The sequence below is a fragment of the Streptococcus nakanonensis genome, from assembly GCF_059738785.1.
The window spans coordinates 362,501-377,689 of sequence record NZ_AP027139.1 but is presented as its reverse complement, the minus strand read 5'-3'; the positions used below and the strand labels follow the sequence as shown (position 1 = coordinate 377,689).

Below are 15,189 nucleotides of genomic sequence, written 5' to 3'. Positions count from 1 at the left end.
CTCCTATCTATGTGTACGTGGATCACTAGCATCCGCTAAGTTTTGACCAACTACGAAAAGGGACAAGGATACCAAGACAAGGGTTGTCAATGGAATCCAGAACAAGTAAGCATTGGTTGTTACGTTTTGTGAATAATCCGAAATCAAACGCCCCAAACTTGGTACGGTAATCGGTAATCCAAGACCGAAGAAAGATAAGAAGGCTTCGTATGAGATAAAACTTGGAAGCATTTGGGTCATCATTGTCACAATAACAGATACCAATTGTGGCATAATGTTTTTGGCAACAATCTTCAAGGTTGGCGTTCCCAAAGTACGTGACGCCAAGTTGTATTCCAAATCACGGTAACGCAAGATTTGCACACGGATTACAAAGGCAATCCCAATCCATGTCGTTACACTCATAGCAAAAATCAGATTCCAGAATCCAGCTCCGATTGAGTAAGTCAAGACAATAACAATCAAAAGAGATGGGATGTTTGAGATGACGTTATAAACTTCCATCATGACACGGTCAACTGATTTTGAAATTCCCCAAATACCACCGACAAAAACACCGATAACCAAGTTAATCACTGTCGCAATCACAGAAATGAGGATAGAGTTACGAGCTCCGAACCAGACACCGTCAAAGAGCGATTTACCGTTACTGTCTGTACCGAACCAATGCTCAGCATTTGGCTTGATATAACGAGCACTAAAGTCGTTTACCTTGCTGACATCATTAAAATCAAACTTAGAAAACATTGGGTAGATGAAACTCATCAAAATGATGGCTACTAAGATTCCCAACATGACTACAGTTGATTTTTTCTTCATAAATTGTCTAAACACTGACTTCCAGTAAGAATATGCTGGCGCATCAATAGTTTCAGAGGCAAAATCGTCACGTTTTACAAACTGAAATTTTTCTTTATCGATTGTAGACATTATTTGCCTCCTTTCTCAGTCAATTTAATACGTGGGTCAATAATCGTCATCCAAATATCTCCCAAAAGAAGTGAGAAGATAGAAATACATGTAAAGATGAAGACAAGACCAACGACCATAGAGTTATTGGATGCTTTTACAGAGTCAATCAACATTTTACCCATACCTGGGAAGGCGAAGACTGTTTCAGTAAGAGTTGCACCACCGATAACCCCAATAACGGCACCAGGAATTCCTGAAACCAGCGGAACCATGGCATTTTTAAAGATGTGTTTGTTTGAAATTTCTTTTTCAGACAAACCTTTTGCACGAGCAAAACGAACAAAGTCTTGTGATTGCAAGTCAATCATGTAACGACGAATCCAAATAGCTGTAGCAGGAGCACCCAACAAACCAAGGATGACTGCTGGTAAAACGTAAGAACGCCAATCTCCAGCTCCCAAGATAGGGAACGAATCTGGAAGACCAATAGATGATCCAATCAATCGAACGATGTAAACCAAGGCAATGGTTGGAAGAGCAAGCAAGAAGGTCAAAGCCCCTGTTGAGAAGCTATCAATCCAAGTGTTCTTGAAACGAGCCATGGCTGAACCAAGTGGCACTGCAATCGCATAAGAAATCACCAAACCAATCAAACCAGCAATAGCAGAGCTGACAATCATAGATGGATATTGGTAATTACTTTCAGTCGCTGTATAAGGATCATCTTTCCCATAGCTAGCTACTTCACGAGAGTCAGCCTGACTAGGTGACTTGTAGGTTCTTGAGTAAATATTTACAGAAGAGGTTTTCTTACCTGTTGGGAACTGAACTTGAGCAGTTTTGGTTTGTCCTTGACCTTGAGTAATAACCTGAAGAACTGGTGTATTAGCATAGGTTGGATAAGAGTCACCTAAATTGATATTCACAAAATTTTGATGCACAAATGGGAACTGACTGTTGAAGTACAAGAGATATTTATGTTTAGTACCTGAACCGACCAAGGACCATCCGATAGCTGGATCATTTTCGAAACGAAGGTAACGTTTCAAGTCTGGATTTTCAGGGTCTTGAATTTTATTTGTATGGTCAATGTCAATCAAGTTAGCATAGAAGTGAAAAACACGTTCAAAAATTGGAATTTCACGAGTAGCATAAAATTGACCACTTTCAGTAAATTCTCCCAAAGTCCAACCACGACCTAATTGATTGATGTACTTTTCATAAATAGCTTTATTGGTCGCATTTGCCTCTACTGTTACAGAAGAATCCATGCTACTTGCCTTTTCTTGCAACTCCTTAGTATCGTAATACTCAATGTAGCCCATACGCTCAAACACAGTATTTTCATAGTTATCACGTTTATCAGCCGTTGTCGCAATTTTATTATAGTTAGGGTCCTGCTTGAAAATCAATTTTCGAGGAACCAAGGTATAGATAATCGTGTAGGTCAAAGTCGTCACTAAGAAAATCGAAACCAATGACCGCAAAACACGCATAAAAATATATTTTTTCATATTATTTCCTTTAAAAATCCCAAAAGAACCTTCTCCTCATGGAGAGAAAGTTCTATTAGAAATTATTTACTTCACATGACTTGCCAATTCTTTTTGAGCTTTCTCATTTGATTCAGCTTTTTCTTTCAACCATTTTTCACGAGCTTTTTCATACTCTTCTTTGGTGATTGCTTTTTCACCAACTTCAGTGTACTTCAAGTATCCTGAATTTTCACCTTTAAGACCAGATTCAGAATATGATGAGCTAAATGGTAGAACTTTTGAAACATATGAAACGGCTGTTTCTTTAGGAGAAGCCATTACTGGAATTGTCAAAGCATTGTCAGTCAACCAAGCTTGTGCTACCGCGTATTTTTCATAACGTTTTTGAACATCTTGGTTTTCGCTGTTTGCATCATCAAGTAATTTTCCATAGTCAGCTAAAGCAAGTTTGCTTACTACTGATGCATCAGTGTTTTGGTCAATACCAAGGTAAAGGCGAGTGTTTCCTCCCTTGATGACAAACTGATCCAAGAAAGTAGAAGGATCTTGATAGTCAGGGTTCCATCCTAGCAAGGTGTGGATATCCCAATCTTGCTCTTTAGCTGTTGGAGCACTAAATGAAATTGGTAAAGCTTCTGCTTGAGTCATTTGTTGCAAGTCTACAACAACATTATCTGAACCCAATACTTTTTCAATTGATTGTTTCAATGATTGAACACGGTTTACAACCGCTGTTGATTCTTGGATAACCAAGGCATCCAAGTGGATTGGGAATTCAACACCTTCAGCTTGTAGGCTTGATTTAGCTTTAGCAAAGACTTCTTTAGCTTTTTCTTCATTGTAAAGACCATTTTGAGAATCTGCTAGAGACACGTTTGACCAAGTAGAAGAATTTGTCTTAGCCAAGCTATCTTGTACCAATTCACCAAATGTTTTCTTACCAACTTGAAGATTATATGGTGCAAATGTATTACGGATGGCTACTGCCGCTCCATCAGTACCATTTGTTTGAGCTGAGTAAGAATTGCGATCGACCGCAAAGTTCAAGGCTTGACGGAATTCCTTATTTAGCAAAGCTTTTTGAGTAGATGTCTTTTGGGCATCACTTGTCTTAGCAGTGTGGTTATAAGTTGTACGGCCATAGTTCAAGCTGACAGTTGCAACACCCGCACCTGGTTCGTTAAAGTAAATGTTATCTTTGAAGTCAGCTGCATATTTTTCATATGTAGAACTTGTAGGGAAGATACGAGCCTTGCTATATTGACCATCAGAAAAACCTTTGGCAATTACATCTTGATCCTTACCGTCCCAGAAAGTGAACTTAACATTCTCAATTTTTACATTTTCTTTGTCCCAGTAAGCGTCATTTTTAGCCATCTCAATAGATGATTTAGGAGTTACAGCTTTCAAGACAAATGGACCGTTATAAAGAATAGAGTTAGCATCTGTTGGAGAACCAAAACCTTCCCCTTTTGAAGCTAAGAATTCTTCATTAACTGGCATCAAAACACCACTAGTTGTCTTATCATTCCAGAAAGTTTCTGGCTGGTTCAAGGTATACTCTAGTGTTTGGTCATCAAGTGCTTTTACTCCGACGGTTGAAAAATCGCTTGTTTCACCCTTGATATAGGCTTCTAATCCCTTAATAGAAGAGCTAACGATTGAAAGTCCTTTTGATTTTCCATCTACAGCATGTTTCAAACCAGTGACAAAGTCTTTAGCAGTGACAGGAGCATATTCCTCTCCCTCTGCAGTTACCCATTTAGCATCCTTACGGATTTTATAGGTATACGTCAAACCATCTTTTGAAACTGTCCATGATTCAGCGATAGAAGGAACCAGATTACCATATTTATCGTTAGCCAACAAACCATCTACAGCATTTGTTGTGATGAATGATGTTGAATCGATATTGCTGACAATATAATCCAAAGTTTCTGGATCTGTTTGATAAACATATTGGTAATCTTTTGCTAGTTTAGCATTACTTGAACTAGTGTTTGAACACGCAGCTAGAACTCCTGACGCTAATAAGGTAGCTCCTGCTACAGCAAGCACTTGACTTTTTTTCATTTCTTCACTCCTCGTAATAAAGTATAGGTTATTGTCAATTATACCATAGATTTTAAGATGTTTCAAGAAAAATAAACGAATTTTCAGAATATTTAGGCTTATTAACACAAATTTTTCATTTTTTCTGAATATATGATTCAAATTGTCGTTCGAAGTATCAAAGACTACAGCGAAAATAAGAAATTTGACGCAGAAACTTTGGAGCTTAGGAAGACCTATAGTAAAACGAAATACAGACTGAACAATGTGATTTTGGAATTCAAATCATTTTATCACAATATTGTAGAAGTATCATTCTAGTATTCAAGATTCAGTTTACTATATCTTTTTCACACCAACCTTATTCCGAATTCAATTACTTTCGTGATTTACACATATAGATTAAGACTATCTTTTATACTTTAAAATTTCTCGCTACCTTGTCCACTATATACGCCTTGCTATCACGTTCCTGTTAGTAGTGCCACGATTTCGCTATCCTTTCCTCTGACAACTCTTATTTCCTGCGTCAGACTTAAAACGATCTATCTCCAGACCATTTTAATCCGCTACCTCACGATAGTCAGGCTTGGGGAGCGCTATTGTATTCGCCGGTAGTGGATCCCTACAGAGAACTTACACCTCAGATGCACGACATGCCTATCGCATAAAAAATCTCCTACCCAAGGTAGAAGATTCTAATCTTATATACTTAATCCGTCATGTCCGATACCAAGGTTCGATGCTCCAATGGCACACTGCACATAACTAGCAAGAAAATAAAGCCTGACTGAATCCAGAAAAGAGCCAAGTCAAAGATTCCGTGCACAGCAACCACTGTAAGGAAAGATAGATAAAGACCGATAATCGGACGTTTCCCCGACTCCTGACTCATATCCATCATCAAGCGAACAGGAGCAACAGAAGACAAAACTAATAAAATAGTTCCCACAATTCCGTAACTCAGAATCGTATCAATATAAAGACTGTGAGCATGTTCATGATAAGGAGCATGTATCCGAGGATAAGAGTGCATATAGGTTAATGGCCCTTCACCCCAAAAAGGATTTTGCTTAAACAAAGCCATCCCAGCATCCCAGATAGAAATGCGTTCTTCCATAGAAGAGTCTAAAGTCCCCATACGAACTCCCAAATCACTGGAAAAGAGGAAACTCAAGCCAATCGCAAAGACCCCAATACTAAGCCAAAAGGCCTTCCAATTTTTAATGGTCGTAAAGAGATAAATAATGGCTCCAGCGATAATAGCAGGAAAGGCAGTTCGATTTTGCGTAAAATTCAAACCAAAGAGATTAACAAAGCCCGCAATCACACAGAATACTTTCAACCAATTTAACTTGGTCGTTGTAAACAGATAGAAGGCAATCATGATACAGAAACAACAAATAATTCCATAATAATTAGGATTAAAGAAGGTCACTTCTGCACGATTCTGATGCCAGACCTGCATATTGGGTGAAAGAAAAGCATAGTTGAATTTCTTCACAATTTGGAAATGCTCTAAACTCGCAAAAGCAGCTGACAATACACTACCAAACAAGACGAGCTGCAAAATCAAGCGAAAGAATTTATGGGATAAAATCGACTGATAGTGCAAAAAGAAAACAGTAAATAGAAACATTCCTACTGAAGCCACAAGACCCATCCAATTTTGTGCAAGAATGGATATAACAGTACTATATCCAAGAAAAAGAAGCAGCATCAGATGCTCCCCCATTTTCTGAAGAATACTTTTCATGTCTCCTGTAAAAATCAAACTGATAATATATAAACAGAATACAACTACAAAAAGATAAAAGGGTAAAAAGATACTCAGGATAATTCCCAATAAAATCAGCTCTTTACTAGACAACCCTCTCAGCTTTTCAATAAAGCCTATTGATTTCAAAATGAATCCTTTCTCTCCAAATCAGTTGATTCAGATAATAGTAAGCTATCCTATATTGTACCACTATTGTACCACTTTTTTAGCAATTTGAAAACAAAGGAAACGTTTACTAAAATAAAAACCTATTTTATCAATCATATCAAGGCTTCAAAATGTTACTTCAACTCCATTCTCAATTACCCGATAAGTCTGATTTTGCAAATCAATTTCTGCTACTGCTGTTACGGACTTATCTTTATTTTGACGTTTGATTACAATGCTGTGGGCTGTTGGTGTTTCAACGTCAATAGTTCCTTCTAAATCAAATGCTTCTGAACGGTTTCGGAAAGAAAATAGATTGAGAAGGGCCTTCACTACAGGACGTTGGACCTCTTCTGCTATTTCCTCATTGCTATAGTAATGACGATTAATATTTCGACCTTCTTTAGTTTCTTCTAACAATTTCAAGTCATTCTTGCCTGCTAATAGACCTACATAGTAAACCTGAGGAATACCTGGGGCAAAAGCTTGAATTAAGCGTGCAAGAAAATACTTAACATCATCATCTCCAAGCGCAGAATAATAGGTTGAATTGATTTGGTAGATATCTAGATTGTTATACTCTGCACTAGAGTACTTACGTTTGACATTAGCTCCAACCTTATAGAGCTCATTTGAAGCATAGTCGATTTCCTCGTCAGTCAGGATATCCTTGACATCCACCACTCCAATCCCATCATGGGTGTCTAGCGTCGTAAATTGCTTCATTGGGCTCATCTTTAACCACTTAGCCAAACGCTCTGTTCTAGAACTGTAAAGAGTATAAAGTGTCACCATTGGAAGAGCAAAATCATAAACATAGTAATCGTGATCCGCTATTTTAAACTGAATCGAGTAGTGTTCATGAATTTCAGGTAAGAGCTCTGTCCCATACTCAGCAGCAATATCTCGAACTTTGTCCAATAAATCCCAAATATCTGGTTCCACAAAGAAATCATTGGTATCCAATTTCTTCACTGCATAAGCAAAGGCATCTAAGCGAATCAAATCACACCCATTACTTGCCAAGTGCTGAATGGTCTTACGGATAAATTCCATCGTTACTTCTTTGGTCACATCAAGATCAATCTGCTCCTCACCAAAGGTATTCCACAAATGTTCCACTGAACCATCTTCAAACACGATCTCTTGCTTTGGTGCACGATCCTTACGCTTGTAAATTAAATCTACATCAGACTGTGTCGGACGGTTTTCCGGCCAAAACTTATCCCAGTTTAAAAAGAGATCTTTAAATTCACTGGCTTCATGTTTTTCTTGATAGTCCTTATAATACTTAGATTGACGAGAAATATGATTAATCATAAAGTCAAACATAAGATAATATTTCTCACCTAAACGCTTAACATCCTCCCAATCACCAAAAGCTGAATCCACTTCGTCGTAGTCAACTGGCGCAAATCCACGATCACCTGTTGATGGGAAAAATGGTAGAAGGTGAACTCCCCCAATAGCATCTCCAAAATGCTCTTCCAAATTCTCATATAAGTCTTTAAGATTATTTCCCAGACTATCTGAATAGGTAATCAACATGGTTTTATTCTGAATTGGCATCATTACTCTCCTTTTTAAATTGAAGCCAAGTCTCGTATGACTTGGCTTCGTAAATCAAATTCATGTTATACTCTTCGAAAATCTCTTCAAACCACGTCAGCTTTATCTGCAACCTCAAAACAGTGTTTTAAGCAACCTGTGACTAGCTTCCTAGTTTGCTCTTTGATTTTCATTGAGTATTAAATCTCTGTTTATCATCAAACTCGTACTAAATATAGACTTCAATAAACTAAGTACTACTTTCTTGTTTTCACATAAAATTGTCAACTAGCTGAACTATTCCCCTGTATCAGGAATTATAGCTTCTCTAGTCTCTTCTTACTTCACTGCCCCGTTGCTCATTCCTGCGATTATATGGCGTTGGAAGAAGAGATAGACAATGGTGATACTGATAATGCCGACAACGTATGAGGCAAAGCTTGGCCCGTAGTCGTTGAAGTATTGGCCTGCGTAGTTGTATTGGAACAAAGGCAGAGTCCACATTTTTGAATCCCGGTTCAAGACAAGGAGTGGCAACATGAAGTCATTCCAGAACCAAAGGGCATTGATGATCATGGTTGTCGCATGCATCGGTTTCATCATTGGGAAGATGATGCGGAAATAGGTTGTAAATTTATTAGCCCCATCGATCTCTGCTGCTTCATCCAGACTTTCTGGGATCGAGATTTTGATATAGCCAACATAGAGAAAGAGGGTCTGTGGAATCGCATAGGTCAAGTAGAGCAAGATCAAACCAAAGGTATTAGCCAAACCGAGTTTACTCATCATAACCGTAATCGGAATCATGATGACTTGGAAAGGTACGAAAATTCCGAGGATTAAGAGGGTATACATGATGGTAAAGGCTTTTCTTTTACTCATATTGCGAGCGATGGAGTAGGCTGCCATAGGAATAAAGATCATTACTGCAAGTAAAGACAAGACAGTGATGACGACAGAGTTCCAATAATAGCCTCCGATCCCATCAGCTAAGAGACGACTAAAGTTGTCCCATGTGAAGTTGGTTGGAAAGCCAAAGAAATTGTCTACAATATCCTTAGTGGGTTTGAAGGAACTAAAGAGGGTAGCAAGGAGCGGCACTAAAATCAGAACCGATCCTAGAATCAATAGAATGTATTTGCCAATCAGGTCTTTTCTTTCATCTTGTTTCATCATGCTTCTCCTCTTAAATTTCAAATTTCTTAGATACTCTCAATTGGATGATCGAAATCACTACAATTAAGAAGAACAAGATTACGGCAATGGCATTGGCATAACCGAATTGGTTGTTTTTAAAGGCATAGTTATAAACCAAAAGCCCAAGTGAGGTTGTGGCATTGTTTGGACCACCACCGGTCATGGCAAAGACTTGGTCAAAGGCAGTCAGCCCACCTTTTAGGGCTAGGATAAAGACCATAGAGACACTTGGTAGCAAGTAAGGCAATTCAATGTTCCAGAAAACTTGCTTACTAGTCGCGCCATCAATCCTTGCTGCCTCTGTAATCTCAGTTGGAATAGATTGCAAACCAGCTAGGAAGATGATGATGGGCATAGCCACCCCTTGCCAAAGAAGGACAAAGACAGCCGCAAAGATCGCTCCCCACTTAGTCCCTAAAAGACTGGTTTGGAAAAATTCAATATGAAGGGCATGCCCCATCGCTGGAAGACCGTAGTTGAAGACTTGCTTGAAGATCAAAGCCACTGTCAAACCAGACAAAACAGCTGAGAAGAAGAACCAAGCACGGAAGAAGGTTTGGCCTTTGATTTTAGAATTCAAGACACGCGCAATGAAGATCCCGAGTGCAATCTCACCAACCACCATGGCAATCGTAATGATTGCGGTAAAGCCAATCGCATTCATGAATTTTGGATCCATGAAGAGGAGCTTAAAGTTGTTTAAGCCGACAAATTTGTAGTTATAAGTCAATCCTGTCCAGTTGGTAAAACTGTAAAAGGCTCCTTGAAACATCGGCACATAGAAGAAAATTGCTTGTAACAAGAGGGGGATGACCACAAAAGCCCATGCCCAATATTTTTGTAATACTTTTTTCATAGTCTCTCTACTCCTAATCCACATCCGCTTTCATCGGGTTAAAGAAGGCATTCAAATCATTGACCATGCCTTGTTTATCACCGGTCAAGACATAGTTCATGGTCAAGGTATGGAAGTCTGCTTCACTGGTCCAGTATTGTTGCAACCAGACCAAGTGACGATCCGTAAAGGCATATTCGGTCATACCAGCAAGCGGTGAATCTTCTCCTGCTTGTTTGACCCCTGCAATCGCTGTTGGAGATCCGTCCACATCGTAGTATTTTTGCATGACTTCTGGACGGGTCATATATTCCACAAAGGCGTTGGCTTCTTTTGGATGTTTGGTGGTGGCTGAGATAGACCATGCCAAGTCTCCCGCACCAACGGTTAAGCTTTGTCCTTTTTCTTTTCCTGGAATCATGAAGGTCCCAATCTTAAAGTTCGGTTTTTGTTCATTAATCGCTGTGATCGCCCAAGACCCATTTGGTGTCATGAGGACATCCCCACGTGCGAAGGCTCCGATAACATCGGTATAGCCAGCACCTTCCCAGTTCTTTTGCTTAGAGCCATTGATGCGAAGGATGTCCATGACCTTGATGTCATCTTTCATAATCGGATCCGACAATTTAATGGTATTTGGTTGAGAATAACGAAGGTATTGATTGGCTTCTTTTCCTCCACCTGTTGCTGTCGCAAAGGCTAATTGATTGTAACCATTGAGTGTCCAAGCATCTGCACCTGCAATTCCAAATGGTGTTTGTCCTTTAGTAACGATGTCTTTGACTAACTGTTCAAATTCATCCCAGGTTTCAGGAACCTTCAAGCCCAGCTCTTCGAATTTATCTTTGTTGTAGTAAATTCCATAAGCATTAGCTGTAAAAGGAACGTTGTAAACTTTTTCGTTTACAGCATATTTTTCAGCGTAGCCATTTTTCACGCGTTTCAGGTAGTCTTTGTTGCTCAAATCTTCAAAGACACCTGCTTTTGCCCATTCTTGCAGTTCGATGGACTGTGGGTAAATATTGACCACATCAGGCACATCTCCTGCGAGAACACGTGTCTTCAATACTTCACCAGCATTTGGTACATTGACGACTTTGACCTTGATCTTAGGGTTTTCCTTCTCAAAATCACGAGCGATTTCTTCCAAGGTTTTGGTCATTTCTTTTTTCTGGTTGAAATACTCGATGGTCACTGTGCCATCCGCAGATTTACCATAGTTGGAGCAAGCGCCGAGCCCAAACAAAGCTAAACCTGTAGTTGCAAGAAGTCCGATTTTTTTATACCATTTCATTGGAAAGCCTCCTTTATAAATTTATACACCTTTATTATAGCCTTTTAAAAATATACTGTTTACTCAAAAAATCTCCTTGGGATAAGATAACAGTTAAGCCTGCATACATGAGTTCTGCACCTGAGTAAACTACTCCATTTTCCTGTAATTCATATAGTCCCTCTTCATCCAAATCTTTTAACTTTAAAGTTGTTTCCATGGTCTCTACAACTGACAAAACGCGAACGTAGGTTACAATCGTTTGATTTCCGTAGTTAAATTGTACAGCTGCTTCATTGGATGCAGAATCGGGATTGATTAACCTATACTGTTGTCCTAACTGAACTACTGGTCGTAATTCTTTATACAAGTTCACCTGATTAGCAATCTCAGCTTTCTCTTCATCTGATAAACTTGTCAAATCAAGCTCATATCCCAAATTTCCCATCATTGCTACATGGCCACGTGTTTCTAATTGTGTCGTTCGTCCCATCTGATGATTCGGTACTGCTGACACATGAGCCCCCATAGAAATGGTTGGATAGAGATAGGATGAACCATATTGAATTGGTAAACGTGCAATCGCATCAGTATTATCACTAGCCCAGACTTGTGGGAAATAGCGCATCATACCCAGATCATTTCGTCCACCGCCACCAGAGCAGGACTCAAAGAGAATATGGCTGTGCTTCTCTGTCAGATAAGCGACAAGTTCATAAAGCCCCAGCATGTACTGATGAGATTGCATCTGTGTCTCTAGATAAGTTAAGCCATTTCCTAAGTTAGTGATATTGCGGTTCAAGTCCCATTTAATGTAATCAATCTCATGATAAGATAGGAGTTGATCTAAGACATTTTTCAAGTATTCTACTACCTGAGGATTGGCAAGGTTAAGTACTAGTTGATTTCTAGAATAGGTATGTTCATATCCTGGAACCTGAATAGCCCAGTCAGGATGTTGACGATACAAATCACTATCTACAGAAATCATCTCAGGTTCCAACCAAAGCCCAAACTGCAAACCTCTTTCGTGGATAGCTGAAATCAGACTTTCAAGACTTCCACCCAGTTTTTCCTCATTAACAACCCAATCACCTAAAGCACGATTATCATCAAAACGATTGCCAAACCAACCATCATCTAATACAAAAAGTTCAATGCCAACTTTCTTAGCTTCATCTGCTAAATCTAACAGTTTTTCTCTCTGAAAATCAAAGTAAGTAGCTTCCCAGTTATTAATTAGAATTGGGCGTTCTTTTGTAGAAAATTTACTTGGCATAATGTGCTTCAGTACAAAATTCTGACTTTCATGACTAACACCAGTTAATCCCTTGTCTGAATAGGTCATTAAAGCTACCGGTGTTTCAAAGTATTCCTCAGGGTCTAACTTCCAAGAAAAGTTTTCCGGATTAATCCCAATAGCCAGCCGAACTTCATTCAATTGATTCTTTTGAACAAAAGCTTCAAAGTTGCCACTATACAGTAGTTGAATAGCAAACACATTTCCAGCATCCTCTGTGACTCCTTGATCACATAAGAGAAGAGCTGGTGTTTGGGCATGGCCAGAAGCACCACGGTTCGAACTAATCGAAAAGATTCCTTGTTCTACCTGTTGACGTCGAACAGTCTTTTCACGAGCATAAGCTCCCTGAAGAGTTACGATTTCGTAAGCTACCGCTGGAAAATCAGCCATAAAAGAAAAGTCTTTATGGATGATAACTTCCTGGTTACTCTTATTCTCCAATTTACTGTAGCTAGCAATTGTCGCATTATTATCAAAAGCAGTATAATACAGAGTCAGACTAAGTTGAGCCTTAGAATCTTCTAAAATCAAGGCAAGAGTCTCTGTACCATCCATGCTGTGTGGAGAAGGTAAACCCTGTGGACCATTTTGACCTTTTAAAATCTTTGCTTTTATAAACCGAAAATCTGTTACCTCAGTTGCATCGTGCTGAATCTGTAAAGTTGGTTTTCTAAAATCACCCAAACCATGTTGTCCAAAAATCTGACGTTGCGTATCTAAACTAAAGGTTCGATTAGTAGCTGTCGGATTCCCTGAAAAAGCATGATCTCGTTCGTAAACACTATTGGAACCTTTATAGTTCTTAATAGTCTTTCCTAAATGTTTCAAAAGTAAGTAGCCATTTCGATTTTCAATAATCAAACTTAAATTTTTACTCTCAACATAAAATAGATTATTCTCTATCCTAATTCCCATTTACTTCACCTCATCACTTTATTGATTCTATTTTATCACCTGAAACCGCTTTCCAAAATAGAAAAATGTCTCAAGAATATGGTAAAATGTTAGGTAGGAGGTAGCACATGCTAGTTTTTTCAGAATACCAGACTGGAACAATTGACCTTTCCCTAAGCTTTTATGGATATGAGGAATGCACACCTAATTACTCTTTTGGTCCAGCAATTCGAGATACATACGTCCTACATTACATTAGTAAAGGACAAGGAAAATTTCATTACAAGGGTAAAATTGTTGATTTAAAAGAAGGAGATTTCTTTCTATTAAAACCAGAGGAACTAACCTTTTATCAAGCAGATAGTAAAGAACCTTGGGCCTACTACTGGTTAGGAATCACTGGAGGGAAAGCTCCTGATTATTTTGCACTTTCTCAAATTTCTGACCAATCCTATCTCATCCAATCTGAAACTTGTCATACTCAGTCTACTGCAAAACTCATCTCAGACATTGTCCGCTTCGCTCAGATTACAAAATCAAATGAATTAGCTCAACTCCATATCATGGGACAGCTCCATGAACTGATGTTTCATCTGGGAACTATTGCTCCCAATCAGAAAAAAAAGAATATTTCATCAACCCACCAACTCTATCTTGAATGCAAACGATTAATTGATAGCCACTATCCTCAATCACTTACAATTCAAGATTTAGCAAAAGAACTATCCGTTCACAGAAGCTACTTATCAAGCGTATTCAAAGAGTTTAACACCTTATCCCCCAAAGAATACCTACTCTACGTTCGAATGCACCGAGCTAAACAACTTCTCGAAAATACCCAAGAGTCCATCAAGGTAATTGCATACTCGGTAGGTTTTTCAGATCCACTCCATTTTTCAAAAGCTTATAAACAATACTTTAATCAGACCCCAAGTCATACAAGAAAAGAATATTCCCAACATCAACTAGTGAGAAAGGAAACACTATGAAATCCTACCAAGCTGTCTACCAAATTCTAGCAAAAGAAACCGATTATATCAGCGGAGAAAAGATTGCAGAAGAACTATCACTGACCCGAACTTCAATTTGGAAAGCTATCAAGCGACTAGAACAAGAAGGCATTGAAATTGATAGTATCAAAAACAAAGGCTATAAATTGATGAATGGAGACCTTATTCTTCCAGAACTTCTAGAAGAAAATCTTCCAATTAAAGTCAGCTTTAAACCCGAAACAAAATCAACACAACTAGATGCAAAAGAAGCAATTGATTTAGGCCATGAAGCAAATACCCTCTATCTAGCTTCCTATCAAACAGCAGGCCGAGGCCGTTTTCAACGTTCCTTCTACTCACCACAAGGTGGCATTTATATGACCCTCCATCTTAAACCAAATCTCCCCTACGATAAATTACCATCCTACACACTACTTGTAGCCGGAGCTGTCTACAAAGCCATTAAGAACCTAACTTTAATAGATGTCGACATAAAATGGGTCAATGATATCTACCTAAACAATCATAAAATTGGAGGAATTCTCACTGAAGCAATGACCTCTGTAGAAACAAGCTTAGTCACAGATATCATTATTGGAGTAGGAATCAACTTCACTATTCAAGACTTCCCACAAGAATTAAAAGAAAAAGCTGCTAGCTTATTTAAATCACCAGCACCCATAACAAGAAATGAATTAATCATAGAAATCTGGCGTGCTTTCTTCGAAACACCTGCAGATGAGTTATTATACTTCTATAA

The 15,189-nt window shown here is 38.7% G+C and carries 11 protein-coding genes (1 of these 11 running past the window's edge); 2 read left to right on the top strand and 9 right to left on the bottom strand.

Features of this window, described 5'->3' with window-relative positions:
* Nucleotides 1–3 precede the first annotated feature (3 nt).
* The 9 genes from oppC to AC6I9F_RS01965 form a co-directional block, all read right to left on the bottom strand.
* The gene (gene oppC / locus AC6I9F_RS02005; protein WP_498022402.1) at nucleotides 4–930 is read right to left on the bottom strand and encodes an oligopeptide ABC transporter permease OppC; all 927 of its coding nucleotides are present in this window, start codon (nucleotides 928–930) and stop codon (nucleotides 4–6) included.
* Nucleotides 930–2,426, bottom strand: coding sequence for an ABC transporter permease (locus AC6I9F_RS02000; RefSeq protein ID WP_498022400.1), 1,497 nt, complete (start codon nucleotides 2,424–2,426; stop codon nucleotides 930–932). The genes oppC and AC6I9F_RS02000 overlap by 1 nt, the downstream gene beginning before the upstream one ends.
* A gap of 66 nt (nucleotides 2,427–2,492) precedes the next feature.
* Nucleotides 2,493–4,481 carry a peptide ABC transporter substrate-binding protein gene (locus AC6I9F_RS01995; RefSeq protein WP_498022398.1) on the bottom strand — a complete coding sequence of 663 codons (1,989 nt, stop codon included), beginning with the start codon at nucleotides 4,479–4,481 and terminating at the stop codon, nucleotides 2,493–2,495.
* Between the two features lie 691 nt (nucleotides 4,482–5,172).
* Nucleotides 5,173–6,366, bottom strand: coding sequence for an O-antigen ligase family protein (locus tag AC6I9F_RS01990; RefSeq protein ID WP_498022396.1), 1,194 nt, complete (start codon nucleotides 6,364–6,366; stop codon nucleotides 5,173–5,175).
* Nucleotides 6,367–6,513: 147 nt separating this feature from the next.
* Complete coding sequence (gene gtfA / locus AC6I9F_RS01985) at nucleotides 6,514–7,956, bottom strand: sucrose phosphorylase (RefSeq protein ID WP_045605759.1); 1,443 nt, start codon at nucleotides 7,954–7,956, stop codon at nucleotides 6,514–6,516.
* Between the two features lie 318 nt (nucleotides 7,957–8,274).
* Nucleotides 8,275–9,108, bottom strand: a complete 834-nt coding sequence (locus tag AC6I9F_RS01980) for a carbohydrate ABC transporter permease (RefSeq protein WP_075213618.1) — start codon at nucleotides 9,106–9,108, stop codon at nucleotides 8,275–8,277.
* A 13-nt stretch (nucleotides 9,109–9,121) separates the two neighbouring features.
* A complete protein-coding gene (locus AC6I9F_RS01975; protein WP_498022393.1) occupies nucleotides 9,122–9,988 on the bottom strand; it encodes a carbohydrate ABC transporter permease in 867 nt (288 codons plus the stop codon).
* A gap of 13 nt (nucleotides 9,989–10,001) precedes the next feature.
* Nucleotides 10,002–11,261, bottom strand: coding sequence for a sugar ABC transporter substrate-binding protein (locus tag AC6I9F_RS01970; protein WP_498022391.1), 1,260 nt, complete (start codon nucleotides 11,259–11,261; stop codon nucleotides 10,002–10,004).
* A gap of 34 nt (nucleotides 11,262–11,295) precedes the next feature.
* Nucleotides 11,296–13,458 (bottom strand): alpha-galactosidase, encoded by a 2,163-nt coding sequence (locus AC6I9F_RS01965; protein WP_498022390.1) that lies wholly within the window; start codon nucleotides 13,456–13,458, stop codon nucleotides 11,296–11,298.
* A 107-nt stretch (nucleotides 13,459–13,565) separates the two neighbouring features.
* Here AC6I9F_RS01965 and AC6I9F_RS01960 point away from each other — a divergent pair, with 107 nt between their 5' ends.
* Nucleotides 13,566–14,426 (top strand): AraC family transcriptional regulator, encoded by an 861-nt coding sequence (locus AC6I9F_RS01960; protein WP_498022388.1) that lies wholly within the window; start codon nucleotides 13,566–13,568, stop codon nucleotides 14,424–14,426.
* Nucleotides 14,423–15,189, top strand: the 5' portion of a protein-coding gene (gene birA, locus AC6I9F_RS01955) for a bifunctional biotin--[acetyl-CoA-carboxylase] ligase/biotin operon repressor BirA (RefSeq protein ID WP_498022386.1). The gene runs 169 nt beyond the window's last position; the window shows 767 of its 936 coding nt (coding positions 1–767); its start codon is at nucleotides 14,423–14,425; its stop codon lies beyond the right edge, outside the window. Before AC6I9F_RS01960 ends, birA begins: the two co-directional genes overlap by 4 nt.